At 39.7% G+C, this 24262-nt stretch carries 20 protein-coding genes and 1 riboswitch; of the genes, 10 read left to right on the forward strand and 10 right to left on the reverse strand.

What is annotated here, in order from left to right:
• Positions 1-31 precede the first annotated feature (31 nt).
• The 3 genes from A5816_RS10035 to A5816_RS10045 all read left to right on the forward strand — a co-directional run bounded on the left by A5816_RS10035 (position 32) and on the right by A5816_RS10045 (position 2841).
• Complete coding sequence (locus A5816_RS10035) at positions 32-640, forward strand: 50S ribosomal protein L25/general stress protein Ctc (RefSeq protein ID WP_002374201.1); 609 nt, start codon at positions 32-34, stop codon at positions 638-640.
• 325 nt (positions 641-965) lie between these two features.
• Positions 966-1289: a DUF960 domain-containing protein gene (locus A5816_RS10040; RefSeq protein ID WP_002289744.1), complete on the forward strand. Its 324-nt coding sequence runs from the start codon at positions 966-968 to the stop codon at positions 1287-1289.
• A 181-nt stretch (positions 1290-1470) separates the two neighbouring features.
• On the forward strand, positions 1471-2841 hold the full coding sequence (locus A5816_RS10045) for an MATE family efflux transporter (RefSeq protein ID WP_086311274.1): 1371 nt from the start codon (positions 1471-1473) through the stop codon (positions 2839-2841).
• Between the two features lie 127 nt (positions 2842-2968).
• Here the strand turns inward: A5816_RS10045 and A5816_RS10050 are convergent, their stop codons facing one another.
• From A5816_RS10050 to rpsO, 5 genes are all read right to left on the reverse strand, one after another.
• On the reverse strand, positions 2969-4270 hold the full coding sequence (locus tag A5816_RS10050) for a hemolysin family protein (RefSeq protein WP_038398355.1): 1302 nt from the start codon (positions 4268-4270) through the stop codon (positions 2969-2971).
• A gap of 216 nt (positions 4271-4486) precedes the next feature.
• Positions 4487-6478 carry a KUP/HAK/KT family potassium transporter gene (locus A5816_RS10055; RefSeq protein WP_002315557.1) on the reverse strand — a complete coding sequence of 664 codons (1992 nt, stop codon included), beginning with the start codon at positions 6476-6478 and terminating at the stop codon, positions 4487-4489.
• A 143-nt stretch (positions 6479-6621) separates the two neighbouring features.
• Positions 6622-6888, reverse strand: a complete 267-nt coding sequence (locus A5816_RS10060) for a GlsB/YeaQ/YmgE family stress response membrane protein (RefSeq protein WP_002293441.1) — start codon at positions 6886-6888, stop codon at positions 6622-6624.
• A 193-nt stretch (positions 6889-7081) separates the two neighbouring features.
• Entirely contained in the window at positions 7082-9208 is a 2127-nt protein-coding gene (pnp, locus tag A5816_RS10065) for a polyribonucleotide nucleotidyltransferase (RefSeq protein WP_002309766.1), read from the reverse strand.
• 187 nt (positions 9209-9395) lie between these two features.
• On the reverse strand, positions 9396-9665 hold the full coding sequence (gene rpsO, locus A5816_RS10070) for a 30S ribosomal protein S15 (RefSeq protein ID WP_002289282.1): 270 nt from the start codon (positions 9663-9665) through the stop codon (positions 9396-9398).
• 249 nt (positions 9666-9914) lie between these two features.
• Here rpsO and def point away from each other — a divergent pair, with 249 nt between their 5' ends.
• Positions 9915-10478, forward strand: a complete 564-nt coding sequence (gene def / locus A5816_RS10075) for a peptide deformylase (RefSeq protein ID WP_002293455.1) — start codon at positions 9915-9917, stop codon at positions 10476-10478.
• Between the two features lie 121 nt (positions 10479-10599).
• Here def and A5816_RS10080 read toward each other — a convergent pair whose 3' ends face one another.
• The 4 genes from A5816_RS10080 to A5816_RS10095 form a co-directional block, all read right to left on the reverse strand.
• Complete coding sequence (locus tag A5816_RS10080; protein ID WP_086311275.1) at positions 10600-12123, reverse strand: hypothetical protein; 1524 nt, start codon at positions 12121-12123, stop codon at positions 10600-10602.
• A gap of 140 nt (positions 12124-12263) precedes the next feature.
• A complete protein-coding gene (locus A5816_RS10085; RefSeq protein WP_086311276.1) occupies positions 12264-12785 on the reverse strand; it encodes a transcription repressor NadR in 522 nt (173 codons plus the stop codon).
• A gap of 2 nt (positions 12786-12787) precedes the next feature.
• A complete protein-coding gene (locus A5816_RS10090) occupies positions 12788-13630 on the reverse strand; it encodes a chorismate mutase (RefSeq protein ID WP_002293450.1) in 843 nt (280 codons plus the stop codon).
• Positions 13623-14348: an NAD-dependent protein deacylase gene (locus tag A5816_RS10095; protein ID WP_002315553.1), complete on the reverse strand. Its 726-nt coding sequence runs from the start codon at positions 14346-14348 to the stop codon at positions 13623-13625. The genes A5816_RS10090 and A5816_RS10095 overlap by 8 nt, the downstream gene beginning before the upstream one ends.
• A 175-nt stretch (positions 14349-14523) precedes the next feature.
• Here A5816_RS10095 and A5816_RS10100 point away from each other — a divergent pair, with 175 nt between their 5' ends.
• The 4 genes from A5816_RS10100 (at position 14524) to A5816_RS10120 (ending at position 19250) form a co-directional block, all read left to right on the forward strand.
• Entirely contained in the window at positions 14524-14820 is a 297-nt protein-coding gene (locus tag A5816_RS10100) for a hypothetical protein (protein ID WP_002293448.1), read from the forward strand.
• Between the two features lie 255 nt (positions 14821-15075).
• Positions 15076-15250: riboswitch (Lysine riboswitch) on the forward strand.
• 137 nt (positions 15251-15387) lie between these two features.
• Positions 15388-16980, forward strand: a complete 1593-nt coding sequence (locus A5816_RS10110; RefSeq protein WP_002373390.1) for an ABC transporter permease subunit — start codon at positions 15388-15390, stop codon at positions 16978-16980.
• Positions 16981-16992: 12 nt separating this feature from the next.
• Positions 16993-17733, forward strand: coding sequence for an amino acid ABC transporter ATP-binding protein (locus tag A5816_RS10115; protein WP_002293446.1), 741 nt, complete (start codon positions 16993-16995; stop codon positions 17731-17733).
• Positions 17734-17900: 167 nt separating this feature from the next.
• A complete protein-coding gene (locus A5816_RS10120; protein ID WP_002293445.1) occupies positions 17901-19250 on the forward strand; it encodes an amino acid permease in 1350 nt (449 codons plus the stop codon).
• Positions 19251-19535: 285 nt separating this feature from the next.
• On the opposite strand, the gene A5816_RS10125 is transcribed toward A5816_RS10120, so the two are convergent.
• Positions 19536-20126, reverse strand: coding sequence for a TMEM175 family protein (locus A5816_RS10125; protein ID WP_002315551.1), 591 nt, complete (start codon positions 20124-20126; stop codon positions 19536-19538).
• Between the two features lie 146 nt (positions 20127-20272).
• On the opposite strand from A5816_RS10125, the gene brnQ reads away from it, so the two are divergent.
• Together brnQ and A5816_RS10135 are read left to right on the forward strand one after the other, a co-directional pair.
• Positions 20273-21625, forward strand: a complete 1353-nt coding sequence (gene brnQ / locus A5816_RS10130) for a branched-chain amino acid transport system II carrier protein (RefSeq protein WP_086311278.1) — start codon at positions 20273-20275, stop codon at positions 21623-21625.
• Positions 21626-22162: 537 nt separating this feature from the next.
• On the forward strand, positions 22163-24184 hold the full coding sequence (locus A5816_RS10135) for an RNase A-like domain-containing protein (RefSeq protein WP_086311279.1): 2022 nt from the start codon (positions 22163-22165) through the stop codon (positions 24182-24184).
• Positions 24185-24262 lie beyond the last annotated feature (78 nt).

The following is a 24262-nucleotide window of genomic DNA, read 5'->3' on the forward strand; positions in this document are numbered from 1 at the left end:
GACAGTCACATTTTAAGGAGGAATTTTGGTTATGTCAGTATCATTAGAAGTAAGTAAAAGAGAAGTACGTCCCCGTTCATTAAGAAATAAACTTCGTCACGAAGGGAAAGTTCCAGCTGTTGTTTATGGGTATAAAGTAGAAAGTACCCCTATCTCATTCGATGGTTTGACACTAAGCAAATTGTTGCGTGAACATGGAGCGAACACAGTTATCACGATGGACATTGACGGACAAAAAGTCAATACATTGGTTCATAAGATCCAAACGAACACTTTTACTAATCATTTCGAACATGCAGAATTTCTATCTGTCAACATGTCGGAAGAAACAGAAGTCGAAACAGAAGTCGTTCTTGTTGGCGAATCAGTTGGTGCTAAATCGGGTGGAGTGTTAGCTCAAAACTTGTATACAGTAGTCGTATCTGCTACACCAGACAAATTGCCTGAACGAATTGAAGTCGACGTGACAAACTTGGAATTAGGCGATTCTATTACAGTAGCCGATCTTCCAAAAAACGACGATTACAAGTTCGTGACCGACAGTGAAGAACAAATTGCTGCTGTAGTCGCTCAAAGTGAAGAAGAAGAAAGCACAGGTGAAGGCGGCGAACCAGAAGTAATCGGTTCAAAAGAAGAATAATACTGAAACAAACAGGTGGTGTTAGAAGCGGCGGGTCAGCAGCTTTTAACACGCCTTTTTTATTTCTAATCGTTTATTTTCATATGGGGCTTCCACTTTTGTAAATAGCTTTGCAAACGAAAAACGCTGATTTACCAAGCTTTCCCTCGCATACTTTTATCGTACCTTTATAAAAATTTATACTTTGAAAAAAAGTATTCAATTATTGTTGCATTTTTCCTGATTCTTTATTAGAATGAACCCTCGTTAAAGTAAGTATTTCTAGTTTATCCTATGATTGATTATAAAAATAAAAACATTCGTTGATTCGAAGGAGGTTAACCAAATGTTTGAAAGTTTTGATAGCAGCCGCAACCGTTACGCTTCAGTTGGTGTAGTATCAAGTTTGCCAGATGAATTGATTGACAGTATATGGTTTATTATTGACCTAGATCTTAAGGGAGTCATTCCATTAGAAAATATATTAACCTTTGATTTGATTGAAAATCGTGGAAAAGTGACGATGCATTTTTCTCAAGCAGGAAGCAATGTGGAAATGGATATTGATTTGCCGTTTGCCTATTCGAACCAATTTCCTGCTCAAGTATACGCCTATGATGACGGTACGAGAGAAACGATCCTTTTACCAAGTGAGATCAGACAATATTAAGGTGATAGATAAACGTGGATGTCCCTTATTTTACAGACCAGGCCAAGTTGTTGATTCTTTGACTCAATTCTTGGCTTCTTTTTATGGAATTTCATCAATTATCATTGATTTCTAATTGGTATTCTCAGGATAAACGCTATATACTACTAACTAAATTTTAAAGATATAAGGAGTTTAAAAGATGCGCGATTTAACAAAAGGAAGCCCCGCTAAACTGATTTTGCTGTTCACTGTTCCTTTACTGATCGGAAACGTTTTTCAGCAGTTTTATAATATGATCGATATGATCATCGTGGGTCAGACACTAGGTAAAAATGCGCTGGCAGCGGTTGGTGCAACTGGAAGCCTGACATTTTTGATCATTGGTTTTGCCCAAGGGTTAACAGCTGGTTTAGCCATTATTACTGCACAACGTTACGGTGCAAAAGATTATCGGGGTCTGAAGAAAAGTTTTGCTGCTAGTGTTGTTATTAGTCTTGTCGTCACTGTGATTTTAACTGTCCTGAGTCTCCTGTTTATTCGTCCGATGCTTCAGTTGATGCAAACTCCTCCTGAAATAATTGATCAAGCACAAACGTTTATTTCAATTATTTTGTTAGGGATCTTTGCATCCGTCAGTTTCAATTTGCTTTCTAATGTCATTCGCGCACTTGGTGACAGCCGCACACCATTATTCTTTCTGATCATTGCGGTCATCATCAATGTCGTACTTGATTTGATTTTTATTATCTATTTTGGTATGGGTGTGGAAGGTGCAGCTATTGCTACCGTAATCGCACAAGTTTCTTCTAGCGTACTGTGTCTTGTGTATATCAAGAAAAAGATGCCTTTGTTACAGTTACGCAAAAAAGATTTCAATTTTGATAAAGAAGAGTTTCGTGTACATCTAAATGCAGCTTTGCCAATGGCGTTCCAGTCTTCAATCATCGCTGTCGGTGCTATCGTATTACAAGCGGCACTAAATAGCTTAGGGACAGATGTTGTGGCTGCTCAAGCCGCTGCTGGTCGTATTGATCAATTTGCCAATCAACCGATGATGTCATTTGGTATCGCAATGGCGACTTTCACTGCACAAAACTATGGTGCAAAAGAATATGGCCGAATCTTGCAAGGTGTACGACAAACTTTATTGATGAGTGTCGGATTTAGTCTTTTAGCAGGTGCTATCGTCATTTTCTTTGGACATTTCTTTGTTCAACTGTTTGTTAGCCCATCAGAAACACGTGTATTTGAATTAGCACAAACCTACTTCAATATCAATGGGTCTCTTTACTGGATCTTAGCAGTCCTGTTCATTTTACGCTACACGCTTCAAGGTCTTGGACAAAGCAAGATTCCTACGATCGCCGGTATGATGGAATTGCTTATGCGTTCTTTTGCAGCTATCGTTCTTACAGGAATGTGGGGGTATCCAGGAGCCGCAGCAGCTTCTCCTCTAGCTTGGTTCGGTTCTGTTGCTGTGTTGCTTTACTCTTATATGCGTTCGATGAAACAATTGAAACACATGGGTGAAGAGGAGCATTTCACGTTAGAACATGCCGAAGCAAGGTAACCTTGATTAAAAGAAATCGGTGCGGCTAAAAATGAAAACTTTTATTGAAAATATCTTCTTCGTTTACTGAAAACAGGTTTTTTAGATAACAAAAGGCTGTGACAAAAAATGTCACAGCCTTTTTTCTTTATTCTGTTTTTCTTTCCATAGTCTCTACTTTGAAATAATCGATATGTGCATGCTGGTATTCTAATACCGTGAAACGGAATGAGCCAATCTCAATGATCGTTCCTGCGTTTATTTCTTTATATCGGCTAGAAGCAAATCCCGCAAGTGTAGTAAAATTCGTTTCTTCAAACTCTGGAATCTCTACATGAAAATAACGTTGGAAATCATCTAATGTTAGTTTGCCGGAGACGATATAAGAGCCATCTGACTGTTCCGCTATCAATGCTTCGTCCAAATCTGTCTCATCCCGGATTTCCCCGACGATTTCTTCTAAAATATCTTCAATCGTCACTAAGCCGCTTGTCCCTCCATATTCATCTTTTAAGATAGCAATATGTTTTCCTTTTTTTCGCATGATCGTCAATAATTTTTTTATAGGGATCGTTTCAGTTGTTACGATTGGCTCTTCAATCAAATGTTCTACTGTCAGTTGGTCATCTTTATAAGATTGCTTGATCAAATCTGGTAAGGTAACATAACCTAGAACATTGTCTTTGGATTCTAAAATCACTGGATAGCGAGTATGCCCTTGCTCGATCGAAGCTTTTATCGCTTCTTTTACTGTTTCTGAAGCTTCGAATACTTGCATAGAGGTACGGTCTACTTGTATATCTTTTGCCAAGGTATCATCAAATTCAAACACGTTTTCCAAATAATGATATTCTTCTTTGGTTAACTCTCCTTTTTCATAAGAATTCAATGCGACTAATGTCAGCTCTTCTTGAGACAAGGTTTCTTCTCCTTCAGATACGAGGCGCACACCTAAAAGCTTTCCTAGACCCGCTGCCGAATGATTCAATACCCAAATAAAAGGAAACATAACTTTATAAAAATAATGAAGCGGTTTGACTACGAACAAGACGACCTTCTCCGTATTGACGATACTATAGCTCTTAGGAAGCAGTTCGCCAATAACCACATCGATATACGTAACTAAAATAAATCCTAGCGCCACAGAGATTGTACTGCTGATAGCCGAACTGAAAGGTAGTTTACCGATCACTGGTTCCAGTAGAGCCGCGACAGAGCCTTCACCGACCCACCCGATGATCAAACCGGTTAGCGTAATTCCTAATTGACTAGCTGATAAATAGTTATCTAAATGGTGTGTAACATGAAGAGCTAGCTTGGCGTTCTTCACGTTTTCCTTTTCTAGTTGTTCCAATTTTGATCGTCTGATTTTCACTAAAGCAAATTCACTTGCTACAAAAAATGAAGTAATTGCGATCATCAAAAATAAAATAATGAAATTGATAACCATATTCTCCCGCCTTTCTCTTTTTCTATTGTACCCTTTTTCTACAAAAAGATTGAAAATAATGCGTATTTATATGAGGAGTAAAAAAAGAGATGTGGCTGAAAAATGCCACATCTCCTTCTTACTCAAAAGCATTGCGTTACTTGTTGCTAAACAGCTTTTTCATGATCTCTGATAAAAAAGGTATTCAAAAGCTGAATTCAGATCAAAGCGCTGCTTTCACAATCGCTCTTTCAACCATGTTTTCCGAGTATTTCCAATGATAAGCGGAACAGTTTCATGTTTTACTTCACTGTACTCTAGCCCAAACCATGTTTCTGGCGAGGTAGCGATTTTTTTGATTGCCAGTTTTGCCTGCATGATTTGACGCTGCCATTTTCCTAGAGTTGTCACATTGGAGACTACTTCATCAATCAGGACAAATTGGAAATCGCCAACTTCCCGTCCTGGTGTCAGAGAGTATCTTTGTGGCTGTTTTGGCAAACGGCCTTGTTTCATCAAATCATGGATGACTTGGCGAACATATACGTTGATTTCCTGTTGGACCCTGAAACCTAAGAACAGATTCACTTGGACAATAAAGTCGGTGCCCATCATATCTACTTGATATTCTTTCGTATATGGCTCATCCGTCACTTCCACATGAACAAACCAATAGACTCGTGCTCTTTTAGGTCGCTTATCTAAAATCGAATAGATGAACTGTCGTCCCACTTTATCTTCAGCCATATCAGGAACCAGGAAGACCACATTCGTCTGATAGATTGGTAAAGAAGTATCATCACGTAATTCTTTAAGCTGTGGGATATAATCCCTCAAAGACACATCCTCTGTTGACGATTCGCGGATGATGTTTCCTTGTTCCCAAATGAACATCACAACTAAGATGATCAAACCAATCAGAACGGCTACAAAACCGCCACGGAAGAATTTGACGACACTTGAGATAAAGAAAACGACTTCTATTGCACCAAAGAAAAAGGTAACTAAATATGCAAACCAACGAGAATGCCCATTTTGGATAAGATAAAAGTAAAGCAGTGCCGTCGTCATCAACATGGTCACCGTGATCGACAGACCATAAGCAGCTTCCATATGATGGGAAGTTCGGAATGTGACGACCACTAGAGAACAGGCGATCCATAGAATCAGATTGACTGCTGGAATATACATTTGCCCGATACTGTTCCCAGGATACATGATCTTTAATCGAGGCAGCAGTTTCAACTTGATGGCTTCCGAAACCAGCGTAAACGAGCCTGTAATCAATGCTTGCGAAGCAATCACCGCAGCAACTGTTGCAAAAGCAACGCCAATCACGATCCAACTTTGAGGCATCATTTGGAAGAATGGATTCAGGTTCTTGATTTGCTGTGCTTCAGGGTTTTGATAAACATTCAATAACCATGCAGCCTGCCCAAAATAATTGATGACCAAACAAATTTTGACGTAAGGCCAGCTCAAACGAATATTTCGTTTGCCGACATGTCCAAGATCGGAATAAAGCGCCTCTGCACCTGTCGTAGCCAAGAAAATATTTCCAAGAATGAACAAGCCTAATTTGTTATCTGCACTAAAAAGCAGCTGGATTGCGTAATAAGGGTTCAATGCACGGATAACTGTCCAATCCTGGCTAAAATTCAGCAACCCCATTACTCCTAAAAAAGTAAACCAAGCGAACATGATTGGTCCGAATGCTTTCCCGACAATATCTGTCCCAAAGCGTTGGACCATGAATAAGACAAAAATAATAACTAAAGTGATAATGACGATCACGTTCTGGTTATTACCGAACCGGTCAAAAAACTGCGGAATTCCCCGCAATCCTTCAATCGCAGTCGTTACCGTCACAGCAGGGGTCAATACCCCATCTGCTAGTAAGGCAGCTCCTCCGATCATTGCAGGAATGATCAAATATTTCCCACCTTTTCGGACAAGTGTGTAGAGTGAGAAAATTCCACCTTCCCCATGGTTATCTGCATTCAGTGCAATCACGACATATTTGATCGTTGTCAGTAGAGTCAATGTCCAAAAAATCAATGAGACTGAACCGATAACAAAATCAGGATTGATTCCTGTCAATCCGCCATTATCTTCAACAATCGATTTCATCACGTAAAGCGGACTTGTCCCGATGTCTCCGTAGACGACTCCCATCGCTACAAGCAGGCCAGCCATTGATATCTTTTTGGTATTGTGCGTTGTTGCCACGTTTTCCCCTCATTTCTTGTTATATGGATATCCTTTAGGTAAGCTTGAATGATAGACGATCTTCTTATCCATGACACCCGCTTTCCTAAATTGCTTCTAATTATCCAAGTAACACACTGAAGTGTCAACTTATTTGAATAAAATTATTCTTTCTTTGGTCGTTCCCTGATGCGTCTTGCCACAAATGAATAAAGAGCAAGGCAAAAAATTGCACCCAATAATGCTGGGATCAAATAAAAACCGCCAAGTTCCGGTCCAAGCGGTCCTAGTAAAAATTCGCCAAGCCAGCTACCTAAAAAGCCGATAATGATATTTCCAGATACACCACCTGGGACTTCCTTTCCCAAAATGGCACCAGCTATCAAACCTAACACACCGCCGATAAACAACGACCATAAAAAGTTCAGCATAGCCTTCCCCTCCTTCGTCCCTTTATCTCACTTTTATTTTACGCTTTATTTAGAAGGACTCCAAAAATATGCACCAAGAAACTTCTGTGAAAAAAGAGAGATGACAAAAATCGTCACCTCCCTTTTTTTCGAATAATTGTTGTTCTCCTGCCAACTACTTGATCACAAGACACAATATTCATAAGAATTAAAATTATTTTGCTTCGTTTTTCGTTGAACCATCTTCATTCAACATTGCTTTTCTTGACAGATTTACGCGTCCTTGTTTATCGATTTCAGTTACTTTCACAAGGATCTCATCACCTAGTTTAACAACATCTTCGACTTTATTGACACGATCGTTTGCCAATTGAGAAATATGGACAAGTCCATCTTTTCCTTTGATCAAGTTGACGAATGCACCGAATTTTTCGATACGGACAACTTTCCCTAGATAAACTTCACCGACTTTGACTTCTTTTGTCAGATCTTCGATGATCTTGATGGCTTTTTTGATCATTTCTGCATCAGCAGAAGCAATACTTACTTTTCCATCTTGATCGATATCGATTTTTACACCCGTTTCATCGATGATTCCATTGATCGTGTCTCCGCCTTTACCGATGACATCTTTGATTTTAGCAGGTTCGATCTGGATCATTTCGATTTTTGGTGCATATTGGCTTAATTCTTCACGTGGAGCAGCAATCGTTGAAGTCAATTCTTCTAAGATTTCCATACGTGCTTGTTTTGCTTGAGTCAATGCTTCAGTTAGGATTTGTTCTGTGATTCCTTGGATCTTGATATCCATCTGCAAAGCAGTGATACCATCTTTTGTACCGGCAACCTTAAAGTCCATATCGCCAAGATGATCTTCCAGCCCTTGGATATCTGTTAAGATCGTATAGTTCTCACCATCAGAAACAAGTCCCATCGCAATACCGGCAACAGGTGCTTTGATTGGTACCCCTGCATCCATCAATGCTAACGTGCCAGCACAGATACTTGCTTGGGAAGAAGAACCATTTGATTCCAATACTTCTGCTACCAAGCGGATCGTATAAGGAAATTCTTCTTCTGAAGGGATTACTTGTGCCAATGCTCGTTCTCCTAATGCGCCATGTCCGATTTCCCGACGTCCTGGAGATCCTGCACGTCCTGTAGAACCAACAGAAAATTGAGGGAAATTGTAGTGGTGGATGAATCGTTTGCTGACTTCAACCCCTAAACCATCAATGATTTGGTGTTCTCCTAAAGGTGCGAGTGTACAAGCAGATAAAGCTTGTGTTTGTCCTCGTGTGAACAATCCTGATCCATGTACACGTGGCAATAAGCTGACTTCTGATGACAATGGACGGATTTCATCTAATTTACGCCCGTCAGGACGGATTTTATCGATGGTAATCAATTCACGTACGACATCTTTTTCCAGATCTTCCGTGATTTGTTTGACTTCTTTCAATAAGTGATCTTCATCTTCGTGACCTGCAAATTTCTCAGCGTAAGCTTCACGAATATCGAGTTTCACTTGCTCAATGTTCTCTTCGCGAGCAAGTTTTTCTTCGGTCATTACTGCTGCTTTCATTGTAGCGTAAGAAGCATCAAAGATTTCTTTTTTCAATACTTCATCAACTTGCAGTAAAGTGACTTCCATTTTTTCTTTTCCTACTGCTTGAACGATTTCTTCTTGGAAAGCAACTAATTCTTTGATAGCGTCAAAACCAAACAGCAATGCACCAAGCATGTCTTCTTCTGAAACTTCTTTCGCGCCACTTTCAACCATGTTGATCGCTTGTTTCGTACCAGCAACAGTCAATTCGATATCTGTTTGTTCTGCTTGCTCTACCGTTGGATTCAAGACATACTCACCATTTACACGACCAACTTCTACACCTGCGATTGGACCATCAAATGGAATATCTGAGATCGATAGTGCTAAAGAAGAACCTAACATCGCTGCCATAGCTGGTGAACAGTCAGTTTCTACACTCATCACGATGTTCGTTACTTGGACTTCATTACGGAAGCCTTCCGCAAACATCGGGCGAATCGGACGGTCGATCAAACGAGCAGTCAATGTTGCTTCTGTACTTGGACGACCTTCTCGTTTGATGAAACCTCCAGGGATTTTCCCTGCTGCATACATTTTTTCTTCATAATTGATCGTTAATGGGAAAAAGTCTGTATCTTTTGCTTCTTTAGAGGCCACAGCTGCACTTAAGACCACTGTATCTCCATAACGGACTAAAACGGCTCCGTTTGCTTGTTTTGCTAGCTGACCGACTTCGATTTGTAAGGGACGGCCGCCCCATGTCGTTTTGAATACTTGTTTTTCTGACATAACTTCTCCTTTTCCTTCTCGTGAAAGCAAGACGCTACTAAACAAATGAAAACTGCTGAAAGCCGTTTTTTGAGCAGCTTTCATTTGGTTAGTAGGAGTCCATCTAGCTTGATCACGGAATTTTGCTTAATTGATATACGAGTAAAAAAAGTGAGATTCATGTGAATCCCACTCTTTTTGACTAAAATTAACGACGCAAACCTAAACGTTTGATCAATTCGCGGTAACGTTGAACGTCAGTTTTACGTAAGTAAGCTAACAAGTTACGACGGTGACCAACTTTTTTCATTAGGCCGCGGTATGAATGATGGTCTTTTTTGTGCACGCGTGCATGTTCATTCAAGTGGTTGATTTCTTCAGTTAATACAGCGATTTGTACTTCTGGAGAACCAGTATCCCCTTCATGGCGAGCATATTCGTTGATGATTTCATTCTTGCGTTCTTTTGAAATTGCCATTTCTTTCACCTCTTTCGATTATTCCCCTGCGACTGAGTAAAACGTTGGTGATTCGCTTAACCAAGTGGCAGGCCGTGCGCCTAGAGCACACAGCTATACTTTACCTGAAACCGGGCTGGAAATCAAGTGGTTAATCATTAAGAAAAAGTAGTTTTCAAACAATCTTACTACTACTTTTCCATTTTTGTGGTAAACTATAATGCGAAAATAGACTTGAATATAGTCTTTTAAGAAAGGGGTACATATTCCATGATTACAATGGATGATATCATTCGTGAAGGAAATCCGACCTTACGCGAAGTGGCAGAAGAAGTTTCTCTTCCATTAAGCGAAGAAGATATCTCTTTAGGAAAAGAGATGCTTGAGTTCTTAAAAAACAGCCAAGATCCAATCAAAGCTGAAGAATTGCATTTACGAGGCGGTGTTGGCTTAGCTGCGCCTCAATTAGATATTTCTAAAAGAATCATTGCTGTTCACGTACCAAGTGCAGACCCAGAGGTAGATGAACCTTCTCTAAGTACTGTTATGTATAATCCTAAAATTTTGAGCCATTCTGTTCAAGATGCTTGTTTAGGGGAAGGTGAAGGCTGTTTATCTGTTGACCGAGAAGTACCAGGATATGTCGTTCGCCACGCCAAAATCACTGTGTCTTATTATGATATGAATGGTGAAAAACACAAGATTCGTTTGAAGAATTATGAATCGATCGTCGTTCAACATGAAATCGACCATATCAACGGTGTGATGTTCTATGACCACATCAACGATCAAAATCCATTTGCATTAAAAGAAGGCGTATTGGTAATCGAATAGAGACATGGATCGATCCTTCGATTCTATGGCATAAGAAAGCTTTATAAAAAAGGGAAGTGACAGAAAATCGTCACTTCCCTTTTTTATGTTTCGTCACTGACTGAAATCAAAACTACTAAAATCAATATTCAGCATACGGCTGTGTCTTGGATAGAGATAAATTTTTATTGGGGATTATATGTTTTTTATCTCCTGAAAGATAGCTTTTATGTTTCGTTGCGCCTTCTTGGAGTTGGTTTAACCTCTGTTTTCTTGGATTTAGTGTTGCTATGCCCGTTGTTTGGGTGCGATTGTCTAGAACCTGTCCTGAGTTACTGTCTTGCCGATTTTCCCATGACTTTATTAACTGTCCCACTCGCTTCTTCCCTTGATTTTTATCTGTCTCTTGCTTCAATCCCTCTCTATTTTCCCAAGAATCTACTTTTACCAACGGTTTTTCTGTTCGTGTATTCATACTCACGTTTTGTTTTGTTGGACTATTTGGTTGCCGATTGTTTAATTGATCATCCGCTTTATGTTGTACATTAGCTGCTGTTATGAAATCTGACAGCGACTTTTGGTGATGGCGAGAAGCTAAATCAGTTAGTTGCGCTGACTTGTCTGGATGTAACCCTTTTGGCTGAGTCAACTGTTCCACTGGTCTTAGGTCCATGCCAAAGTTTTTGACACATGTTTTCCATAATTCAGGGTTTCTATCCATATACATCTTTTTATCATCTTTTTTTTCTATGCTTTCATCTCTTTCTTTCGAAAAAGACTTTGTCTGTTCTGATGGAACAAAATCGATGTTTTCCAGTGACTTCTCACGTTCTGCCTTTGTATCAGAATCCTCTTGTTGCCGAGTGATCACTGACTGTTTTTGTTCATTAGATGGATCTTTTAGTTGTTGGGTGGGTTCCTTCTTAGCTACTTGAGTTGGAGCTAGTGTAAGAGACATTTTTTGACATTCCTTTTGCCACACTGTAGCAAGATCTTCGTCTCTTTCCCAAGGCATCTTTTCAACAAACTCATTGTTTTCTTTATATAAATGAATTTTACCCTCTAGTCCTTCATTATTGTGATATACATATCGGAGTACTTGACTAGAGTAGCTTCCTTCCACTCCATTAGCAATATTACATTCCATCTTATACACACTTTCTTGCCATTCTCCTACGATGCTTATTAATTCAGTAGCACCCACACTACCGTCAACTGCCTCCATTGCATGTAAAAATTCTGGATCATAGTAAAGGTTCAGCTCAACCACCGGACTTGTTTTCGCTACTTCCGCGGCTATTTGTCCTCTCAAGTTGTACAAATAATCATCGAATTTTTTCTTTTCAGAATCGATTGATGCACTATCAAAAGTTATATTCAGATTTTTACAGATATTCTCTAATTTAAGTTCTTCATACTTTCTGCTGACCTTTTGGAAATCATCCCATAAAGCCCATTCTTTTGTTTCAGGGGAAAGATATGCCGTAAAGTTTTCAAAAAATTGCTGTTGAATGTTCTTATCAGAAATCTGTGGTGCATGTTTAAACACAGTATCTGTTATAACAGTTAAATATTTAGTGTAATGTTTTTCTTTGTACTGATCAAATTTCAATCCTTTGTCAATATATAAGCTGATTTTTTGTTCTTTTGGTTTATCAGTGTCCATCTTGAACATCTCCTTTTTTCTGACTTGTTAAAAAGTATAGAACAGTTTACTTAAACAAAAAGAACTGCTTTTTCTTGAAAATAAAAAAACTGGCGTTTGAATTTCGCCAGTTCTTCGGTGTTATTTTTTTATGGAGCTTGTTATCCTTCGTACAAGATACCTGCTTCAGCTAGTTTTTGCTTGATTGTTTTCAGCATATGCTTTTCTGGGTAGCGGATCGTATGCAGATGGATTCCTCCTGTGAGTTCGGATAATAAAGAAGCATTGCTTTTTTGATAACGTCTCATAAATGAATCGATGTCTTGTGGCGTTTTAATGTGCAACGTACCTGTTAATTCACCGTAAAGCGGATGTTCTACGATCACATCAATGATTTCACCGCCATTTTCAACGATGAGTCTCAACTCTTCTTCTGTTTGATCTTTTCCATGCTGGACAGCGATTTTACTGATATGTCCAGTATTGGTTTCTTCTGTTTCAAGGATATAACCTCTTGCTGTTGCCACGATACTTTTACCTGCTGCTCGTAGTAAAGCAATATCACCGACAATAATCTGACGGCTGACTCCAAAAGTTTTCGCAAACTTGCTAGCACTCACTGGTTTTTCTGTATTTGCCAAGGTTTGCATGATTTTTTTTCGCCGTGCCTCTCCTTCGATCACACTTATTCCTCCTTCATTTTGTTTTGGTATTCGCGCGAGTGTTTCATCAAATCAACATATGTGTCTGTTATTGTTTCTTTGTATCCCTTATTTTTCAGCAGTTTAGCAACTTTATCCAATACTTGCTGCTCTCTTTTTTCATCATAAACTGCCTGGTTTCCTTCTTTTTTTACTTGTCCTATTTTAGTTACTGTATCCATTCTTTTTTCTAATAAAGCAACTAATTCTCGATCGATCGTATCGATCTTTTGACGTAATGTTTCAAGAGACTCTTCTAACGGTTCTTCCTCTACTGTCTTGATGATACGAGCAGGATTTCCTGCAATCACTACATTGTCGGGGAAAGATTTGGTCACAACAGAACCTGCGCCGACCACTACATTGTTTCCTAGTGTGACACCCGGCGTGACGATAACGCCTCCGCCTAACCAAACATTATCACCGATTTTTATGGGTTTTGCGTACTCCAAACCACTGTTACGTTTCACTGGATGTAATGGATGTGTTGCCGTATACAGCTGGACATTGGGAGCGAACATGCAGTTATCACCGATTTCGATTGTGCTGACATCTAAAAATGTACAGTTGAAATTTGCATAAAAATTCTCACCGACAAATATATTATATCCGTAATCAAAATTGATAACTGGTTCCATATAGATTTTTTTTCCTGTACGACCAAATGTCTCTTTCAACAATTGGGATCGCAGTTCCGCTGATTCGGCTTGGTTGATGATTTGGCTTTGACTTCTTGCAAACATACGGTCGGCAACCAGCTCAGGATCATTGGCAAAATAAAGCTCGCCTGCAATCATTTTTTCTTTTTCTGTTTTGAATTCAGTCATAGTCTACTCCTAATTCTTGTATTTTTTTGAAAACAACCGCTCCATCTTCCTGAATAAACGTATAAGGTTCCGCTAAATAAACAGGCGTTTGATTGATTACTAAAATTTTGGCTGACGGTTGGCGAAATTGTACCAGATCACAAAATGGATGAACTTGAAAACTCGTTCCAACAATGACGACTAGCTCTGCTTGGCTGACGGCATAAGCCGCCTGCTCAATGACTTCATCTTGGAATCCTTCACCATATAACACGATATTTGGGCGTATTTGTCCGCCGCATGCTTGATGTTTGTCGCTGTGAAGATATTCTTTCCAGTCTACTGTTTGCTTACATTTTCGACAATGACATTGATACAAACTTCCATGAAAATTGACGAGTTGCGGGCTTTTAGCTTTTGCGTGCAACCCATCGATATTTTGCGAAACGACCCAGACATTTTTTTCTTTCGCTAGACGTGCCATTTCTAAATGAATAATATTGGGTTTTGCTTCAGGATGATAAATCTTTTTGACAAATTGATAGAATTTATCTGGTTCATTCACCATTGCTTGATGACTCAGCAAGTATTCCGGCTGTTCCATTCCGTGGTAGATTCCTGTCAGTGATCGATAATCTGGCACTCCAGAAGGTGTGGATACCCCAGCACCGGTCAAAAACGTGATTTTCTGATGAGTCAATATCTCTTTTGCTGCTTCGTCTACTGTTCCTTGTTTCATGTTTTGTCACCTCACTTTCCATTATAGCCCATACTCAAACAAATTTATTGTTGAAAAGTGTGAAAAATAGGAATAAAAAAGCGTGAGGTACATTTGAACAATTTATCACAATCCTCACTGACAAAAGAATGAAAACGTGTTACAATACTGCTGTATAAAAGTGAGGTGAATCGATATGTTACCATTCTTTATTTACTGGGGCGTTATTCTGGCTTGCATCGCCTGGTTAGCGTTAAGTGTTTATTTCTCTGTTTTTTACCTTGTACGCAAAGAAAACGGAAATCTTTGGGCTTTTGCTTTATTCAATGTGATTGCCGCAATTGTTTTAGCCATTACATTAGCCGTTTATCGAACATGGGGCTGGGGAATCACTCAATACTCAAGTTTGATTTATCTAATATTAGCCATTTACGGTGTCGTTGTTCTTTTGCAAGCGATCCTAGGACGCGAGCCAAAGAAAGCGGCTGCTTAAATAATCGAGGTGGAACTGGATGCAGGAAATTTTCTGTTTCAGTTCTTTTTTTATTGTGTTACATACATTTTTGTGTATAATTATACTATCGTTTGCAATGGATAGATGATTCACATTTTGATTGTTTTTTCGGTAAAAGTAAAGATTTCTATATTTATCAGTATTTTTTCAAAAAACAGCAGTTATAGATTGACAAAGCCTCTCGAGTATCGTAAACTTTTTTTGTATAAATAACTGAATACGAGATGCCTCAATCAATGAGGTAGAGGTCGCGAGAATCATTAACCCTGTGGAGTGAAGCAAACATGGAGAAGCAGGAATAGGGAGGATCGCCGAAATGTACACTTTTTTGCTTGAAGTGTATGTTGGGACGCAAGTTAAGAGCTTGCGGACTGTCTTAGCAGTGATGCTAAGTTGCGCTATGTTTTGTGAGAGGTTTATCACCTTATGGAATTTTAGCGGCCTTTTTATATCTATAAATTGGTCGCTTTTTATTTTTTCAGATAAAGCTTTACCGCATTTCATCTAGACCGCTCGTGTATCATATAATCAGAAAGGGAGAAAAAAATGAAAAAAAATATGGTTTCAGTTGCCGTACTATTTGCTTTTGTCTTCTCACTATTCAGTGTGGGATCTCTGGCAAATGCAGATGAAAAAACACCGAGCGATGAGTTTCGCGTAGGTATGGAGGCTGGGTATGCACCCTTCAACTGGTCTCAACAAACAGATGAGAATAACGCCTTGCCAATCCAAGGCCAAAATAGTTACGCCGGCGGTTATGATGTTCAAATCGCTAAAAAAGTAGCAGATGGTTTAGGGAAAAAATTAGTCATCGTCCAAACAAAATGGGATGGTCTGGCTCCTGCCCTTCAATCAGGCAAGATTGATGCGATCATCGCCGGAATGAGCCCTACTGCTGAACGACGAAAAGAAATTGATTTTACCGACCCTTATTATGAATCACAATTAGTAGTAGTAGTCCAAAAAGATAGCAAATACGCAAAGGCAAAAAGTTTAGCAGATCTTTCTGGAGCAAAGATCACTGCTCAGCTAAATACCTTCCATTATACTGTGATCGATCAGATACCGGATGTTCAGAAACAACAAGCAATGGATAATTTCTCAGCCATGAGAACAGCGTTAGCTTCTGGAATGATCGATGGTTATGTCAGCGAACGTCCGGAAGGTGTAACGGCAACTAGTGTGAACAAAGACCTGGAAATGCTCGAATTCAGCGGTGCAGATGGCTTCCAGACCAACCCGGAAGATGTTCAGATTTCTGTTGGTATGCGTAAAGGCGACCCGGATATCCAAAAAGTAAACCAGATTCTTTCTGGCATCTCTAACGATGAACGAACAAAAATCATGGACCAAGCAGTCAAAGATCAGCCTGCTGCAACTGATAGCGAAGAAAAACCCGGCATCATTTCTGACTTCACTACGATTTGGAAACAATACGGCAATATGTTCTTACGAGGTGCTGGACTTACCTTGTTCATCGCATTGATCGGGACAGTTGTCGGTACCACACTTGGATTACTGATTGGAGTCTTCCGTTCGGTACCTGAATCAGGAAATGCACTGACTCGCTTCTTCCAAAAAATCGGAAATGCACTTCTTTCTATCTATGTCGAAATATTCCGCGGAACACCGATGATGGTACAAGCAATGGTCATCTTCTACGGTCTGGCACTCGCTTTTGGTATTTCGTTGAATCGAACGATTGCCGCTTTGTTTATCGTCTCTCTCAATACTGGAGCTTACATGACAGAGATCGTCCGTGGGGGAATTTTTGCAGTAGATGAAGGACAGTTCGAAGCTGCGCAAGCCATTGGTATGACCCATGGCCAAACGATGAGAAAAGTTGTTATTCCACAAGTTTTACGGAATATCTTGCCGGCAACGGGGAATGAATTTGTTATCAATATCAAAGATACAGCCGTTTTAAGTGTAATCGGCGTAGCTGACTTGTTCTTCCAAGGGAACTCTGCTTCCGGTGCGAATTTCCAATTCTTCCAAACATTTACGATCGTCGGGATCATCTACTTAGTCATGACCTTTACGATCACCAGAATCCTGCGTGCGGTAGAAAAGAAAATCGATGGACCTTCTGCTTACACAAAGCTTGAAGAAATCGACAATTCAAATTTGCAGGAATAAGGAGGAAGAATCATGAGTGAAAAAATTATTGAAATCAACCATCTAAGAAAAAGCTTCGGTGAAAATGAAGTATTGAAAGATATCAGCGTGACAGTCAACAAAGGTGAAGTTGTGACGATCATCGGTTCTTCTGGTTCTGGTAAATCTACTTTCTTGCGCTGTATCAATTTACTAGAAAAACCGACAGGCGGCGAGATCATTTATAATGGAGAAAATGTATTAGCTCCTAAATATAATTTACCTAAATATCGAACGAATCTAGGTATGGTTTTCCAATCCTTCAATCTCTTCAATAATATGAACGTCTTGGAAAACTGTATGTCTGGACAAACAACTGTCCTGAAACGAGATAAAGAAACTGCCAAAAAAGTAGCAATCGAAAATCTGGAAAAAGTTGGTATGGATCGTTATGTCGAAGCTAAACCAGCACAATTGTCTGGCGGGCAGAAGCAGCGTGTCGCAATTGCTCGGGCATTATCGATGAATCCAGATGTATTGTTATTCGATGAACCTACTTCGGCGTTAGACCCTGAAATGGTTGGCGAAGTGCTTAATACGATCAAAGACTTAGCACATACTGGCTTGACGATGCTTATCGTGACGCATGAGATGGAATTTGCAAAAGATGTATCTGACCGTGTCATTTTTATGGATAAAGGTGTGATTGCAGAAGAAGGTACACCAGAAGATATCTTTGTCCATCCGAAAGAAGAACGTACAAAAGAATTCCTTTCACGTATTTTAAATGCTTAGGATCAATAGCTGATTGGGACAGAGAGCTGCGGTATTTACCGCAGTTCTTTTTTTGCGCCTACTCATAAAAGGTAAATTTCTGAAAATTATGGAATCTTAGTTGTGTTTTTCAGAAAACTCTCTTAATATGGAAGTAATTAAACTTTTTTAGTTAGGATGATTTAAAAATGAATGAAGAGCAAGAACTGCAGCGTGGACTGAAAAATAGACATGTCCAACTGATTTCTATTGGTGGAGCGATTGGAACGGGGCTGTTTTTAGGTTCCGGAAAGTCTATCCAGCTAGCTGGCCCTTCGATATTGCTCGCCTATCTCATCACTGGATGCATCTGTTTTTTCATTATGCGTGCGTTAGGCGAACTTCTGTTATCAAATACTAATAACCATTCTTTTCTGGATTTTGTTGCAGAATATCTTGGCAAAAAAGCGGCTTTCATCACTGGTTGGACGTATTGGTTCTGCTGGGTATCGATTGCAATGGCAGATTTAACAGCCATTGGGATGTATGTACGCTACTGGGCACCTGGTGTTCCTCAGTGGCTTCCTGAACTGATTGCATTAGGTCTTCTTCTTTGCTTGAATATGGTGGCTGTCTCGTTGTTTGGTGAGTTAGAGTTCTGGTTTGCCTTGATCAAGGTTGTAGCGATCATCGCCTTTATCCTCGTAGGTGCTTATATGATCCTCACCCACTATACGACAGATATCGGCACAGCCAGCATCACGAATCTATGGTCTCATGGCGGATTCTTTCCGACTGGTGCCAAAGGATTCATCTTGGCTTTCCAAATGGTGACCTTTGCTTTTGCTGGGATTGAATTAGTTGGATTAGTCGCTGGGGAAACAGAAAATCCTGAAAAAGTATTGCCGGAAGCTATCAATAATATTCCTATCAGGATCATCTTATTTTACTTAGGTTCTCTTTTTGTCATTATGGCGATCTATCCATGGAATAGCTTGAACCCAGATAATAGTCCATTTGTAGAGGTATTTTCGGAAATTGGGATCACAATTGCTGCATCCTTGATCAATCTAGTCGTATTAAGTGCAGCAGCTTCTGCCTGCAACAGCGCAATATACAGTACAGGACGTATGCTTCGTTCTTTAGCACAAGAAGGAAGTGCTCCTAAAAAATTCAAAAAGTTAACAACACATCATGTTCCAGGGAATGCTTTGACATTTTCTACGATTGTCATTTTCATTTCGGTTATCTTGAATTACGTGATGCCTAGTGAAGTATTCACACTCGTAAGCAGTATTGCCACTACTTGTTTCTTGTTTATTTGGAGTATGCTTGTCTACACGCATATGAAATATCGTAAAAGTATCATCGGCAAAAAAGCACATTCATTTAAAATGCCACTGTATCCATTAAGTAATTATTTGGTCTTTCTTTATATGGCCTTTGTGTGTGTCGTCTTGTTCCTAGGAAAAGATACGAGAATCGCTTTATTACTGACACCTGTGTGGTTCTTGCTTCTATTACTGATCTATCATATGAAATATGAACGTAAGAAGTAAGAAAGAGGTTGTGACAGAAGTGGTCAGCTTCAAGAAATAAGAAGGAATTGACGAAAATTGCTTCTCAAATTTTTGTGAAATTTCGGCTTATTTCAAAGAAGCTACTTCTGGAACACCGTGAATCAGAGGTTGTGAAAAAGCTGTCCTGCATCAAGTAATAAGAATAGTCAAATAAAAAATAGCTCTCCATATGTTTTGTTTGGCTAGACTTATTACCGAGGAGTTGGCAGGAGAACACCGTTTATTCGGAAAAAGGGCTGTGACAAGATTTTTGTCACAGCCTTTTTATTTCCCCGGAAACAACCGCTGATAATAGGCATCTGCTTTTTTATAGGAAAAAATCCAAATACCAGATACGAAAAAACGTCCGAATAACCCAATCATCGGTACAAAAAAGATACCGGCAATCAAACATAAGTTAATAAACATCGAGATAAAACTTCGATGGTCCTTTGACAAAACTCTCACGACATGGGAATCTGGTTTATTTGCTTTCATGATTTGCCTCATCAATATACCAAAAGAAAAACTCCACATCGTGTATACTAAGACATAAGCCATCTCAGGCCAAAAAGCTTCAGGGTTACGCCCGACCCAACTAGTAACGGAAGGACATAAGGTCAGCCAGAAGAGCCAAAAGATATTCGACCAGACCACTCGGTAATTGATGCGTTCTGCCATCTGGAATATACGATGATGGTTCACCCAAATTACCGCAACAAATATAAAACTGATTGCATAAGCTAATAATGTATTTCGGATGACCCACAAAGAATGAAAACCAGATGGATCAGGAATCTTGATGTCTAATACAAGAACTGTCAAAACGATGGCCACTACTCCATCAGTAAATGCTTCTAATCTCGACTTTGTCACGATGATTCCTCCTCAGATGATTCAGCGCTTTTATTTTATCACTTATGTTATTAAATAACCATCGTTTTATATAGGAAATTTTCTGAAAATTGTTGCATATTTTTCGAAATTTTGTTACTTTTAAAAAAACCGTAAAGGAGTTATGTATGACAAAAAAATTATCATTTAAAGACTATCTTTTTATAGGCTCCATGCTTTTCGGTCTATTTTTTGGTGCTGGAAATCTTATCTTTCCCGTTCATTTGGGTCAAGAAGCAGGCGCTGCTACCTTTTGGGCGAATCTAGGTTTCTTGGTTACCGGTATCGGTCTTCCCTTCTTAGGGGTGATTGCCATTGGTGTATCGAAAAGCTCAGGTGTATATGAATTAGCAAAACGGATAAATCAAACATATGCGATGGTTTTTACCATCTTGCTTTACTTAGTTATCGGACCGTTTTTTGCTTTACCTCGCCTTGCAACCACATCTTTCGAGATTGGTTTAGCACCATTTATCGATCCTAGCAGACAGACGCTATATCTAGCAATTTTCAGTATTGTATTTTTTGGGCTGGCTTGGTGGTTTTCAAGAAAACCGACAAAGATATTAGATTATGTTGGAAAATTCCTGAATCCTGCATTTTTGGTTTTATTAGGGGCATTGCTTCTCCTTGCTTTTTTGAATCCATTAGGCTCTGTCAATCAAGCGCCTATTCAGCCAAATTACCAAGACCATGCTTTTTTCACAGGATTTACTCAAGGATATAACACATTAGATGCGCTTGCTGCTTTAGCATTTGGGATTATCATCGTTACGACGATCCAAAACATGGGTGTAACAAAACCTGCTGAAATTGCTAAAGACACGATCAAATCTGGTGCGATCAGCATTATATTGATGGGAATCATTTATACTTTGCTCGCTTATTTAGGTGCTATGAGCTTAGGTAGCTTTGCTCTAAGTGAAAATGGCGGAATCACGCTGGCTCAGATTGCTGATCATTATTTAGGCACTTATGGTAGTATCTTATTAGCATTCATCGTTATATTAGCTTGTTTGAAGACTGGTATTGGTTTGATTACAGCTTTTGCAGAAACATTCACGGATTTGTTTCCGCAAAGAAATTACGCCTTTTTTGTTGCACTTGCCAGTGTCCTTCCCTGTTTAGCGGCAAATGTAGGCTTGACGAATATCATTCAATTTTCGTTGCCTGTTTTGATGTTCATCTATCCATTAGCAATGACATTGATTCTGTTAGTGTTGGTTGGTCCTTTGTTTAAGCAGCGTACAGCTGTTTATCGGATGACTACCTATTTTACATTGATTGCTTCGATTTTTGATGGGTTGAATGCCTGCCCAGAATCTATTAAGCAAACCCCTATCGTTCAAAATCTTTTACATGCTGCGGAAAGCTACTTGCCGTTTTTCAAATTGGGGATGGGATGGATCGTGCCAGCAGTTATCGGTTTCGTTATCGGCCTGATTTGGAGTTTCGCTAAGAAAGAAGAAGTATTGGATTGATAAAAGAGGTTGTCTCTTGAACACTTTTTAAGAAAGAGTTTGCGAAAAAGCTCTCACAAAAATTGCGGCGAGTAATCGCAGGATCAATAAAAAGCAAAAGGTCTGTGACAAAAGTCTTGTCACAGACCTTTTTTTCCGAATAAACGGTGTTCCAGAAGTAGCTTCTTCGAAAAATAAGCCGAAATTTTACAAAAATTTGAGAAGCAATTTTCGTCAATTCCTTCTTATTTCTTGAAGCGGACCACTTCAGTCACAACCTCTTTTTTATAAATAAAGTTATTTTTACATAATAAAAAAGCAAACATTAAATAACGTTAATATTAAAATAGATAAATCTATCCCTTCTTTTTCTTTATCAGTTGTTTGAACGATTATGCGTCCAAAACAAACGATTATTTGACATAACTACTGTCTTCCATGAGAATACACAAAGGAAACACCAATAATATAAAAAACATTTTTTTAAATTGATTTTTTCTATTACGCCTTGTATTCTTTTGTTTTTTCAAGAATAATTAAATGTGTAAGTGAATAGGAATGAATGGAGGTGCAAAAGACCCCCTTGTCGATCAGCCGCACGTGTTCTTGAAAGGAGAAAACATGAAAAAACTCACTCATTTGTTTTTTGTTGTGTTGACACTTCTGCCATTTGCTGCCACGCCTGTCCAAACGCACGCCCAAGAAACGTATACGATTAAAGCAGAACAACATGCGACGACCGAAGTTGTTCCTGAACTCCCGTCTATCTCTCGTATCCCTGTCACTACCCAAGAACCAGATCCGCACAACGCAGCATTGGTTCCTTTAACCGGTGGCGTCAGTTTCTCCTCTTTTCTCTCTCCTTTTTCTGCTGTTGGTGCTACATTAAGTTCTGCATTGGTTTCCCTCCCTGCTTCTGCTGCAGTAGTTTCTGCTATCCTAGGAGCAGGACTTGGTTATAGTTTTTACCAATTAGGTTCCTCCTTAGGCGTCGCCACTGCAGACTTACTCAAAACGAATGCGAGCTTGTATGAATTATCTTCCAATAATCCTGCCCTGCAACAAGAATTGGCCACTTTTGCCACTTCGGGGATCGATTCTACTACTAGTACCTATAATTTCTCGCAAGGTCTGCAAAAAAGATACGCGCAAGACGTGACCAGTCATGCATTGATGCGGGAATATTTGACAGGAACAACGGATCATGGTGCTTATCGCTTTTCGATCAATGACCATCCGGCATTCCGTAAACTGATCTCTTATGGTTCGCTTTTTACTGAAAGCGCTCGAACTGGCGTAATCGGACGTGATGCCTCGGTAGCTGATCGAATGTTCATCGAAGATCAATTCTTCTTACTGGAAATGGTTCGTGTCATGGAAACTCGAGTCGGCAGTGATACAACATTACTAACGATCTCCGGTCACAATTATGGCCATCGGGGTAGCAACGGTTCCTTCGTCCATGAAGTCGAATTAAGTGTCCCGATGTCTGTCTTGATGAGCCAGATTGCGACTCAAGAAGACTTTCTGGAATATATCCAGCAAAACACCACTTTTGAATTTGGGGTGATCGAAACACCCTCAAGAGAAGTCGCTGTCCAGACGGCTCAGCAAATGGCGCAAGCCTATCATACACGCACTGCCGATATACAAAAGAACTTAGCGGAAGTCTTGGCACCGACTGAAAACGGATTGAGCTTCGATCCTTCTGGTATAATCGCTACCTTATACGGACAAACGGTTGTCCTTGATGCAACAGGAAAGTTCGTGTACGCTGACACTCGAGTAGCCGTTCCAGAATACCAGTGGGGAGCGATCGATTTTGCTTACAGTGAAGCAGCCATCCCAATAGATGACTCGATCACGATCGGTGGACGAAGAGGTGTATTAGATGAAGAAACTGGAGACATCGTAGAAGATGGTACAGGTAAAACATTAGTCGAAGGCGCAATGGGCGCTGCATGGAATGCGTTGAGTCTAGCTCGAGTCCTTGAAGCAATCAAAAACTTCAAAGGGGATGACGGTGATGACGATGAATTCGAATGGTATTCCCCTCTTGATTTGTACTATGACGAATGGTATGCAGACGGCGGGAAAGGACATACGATGGAACGGCATGTGGGACAGTCTGAGGATGCCCTACGAGCCCGATTGGAGGACATAACCTATTCCGCTGCCTTCCATACTACGGAACAAGCTTTGATATTTATTAACTGCGCGATCTATACTGCCAATAAAAAATACTTAGAGGGTACGATCAAGTTACCTCTAGGTGATTGTTCTTTACAAGATGGTAATCGTGTAATCTATCGATCGTATAAATCAATCGCTCTTGGGAAAACATTAGGGTGGGGGTTTTATAGATTAAATCAGGACACTCATATTCAATACGACTCGATCTATTACGCCAAAGTGATTATTCAAAGAATGCCCAACATCGTATGGAAAAAACGAAAGTATTATATCCTAACCGCTTATCCTGACTTACGAAGAACTGTAAAAGAGGAGCCGCCAAGGGCGGCTCCTTCCTCTTCAAAATTTTTATTTATTTTTAGTCTGAAAAAATCAAATCATCACTAACCTAGCATCGAAAACAGTGAATCGCTTTCTCTTTTCGTCATACACTGACCACACATAAGCGCCATCCCAATAACGACC

This window comes from Enterococcus sp. 3G1_DIV0629 (assembly GCF_002141285.1).
GTDB classification, from domain to species: Bacteria; Bacillota; Bacilli; order Lactobacillales; family Enterococcaceae; genus Enterococcus_B; species Enterococcus_B lactis.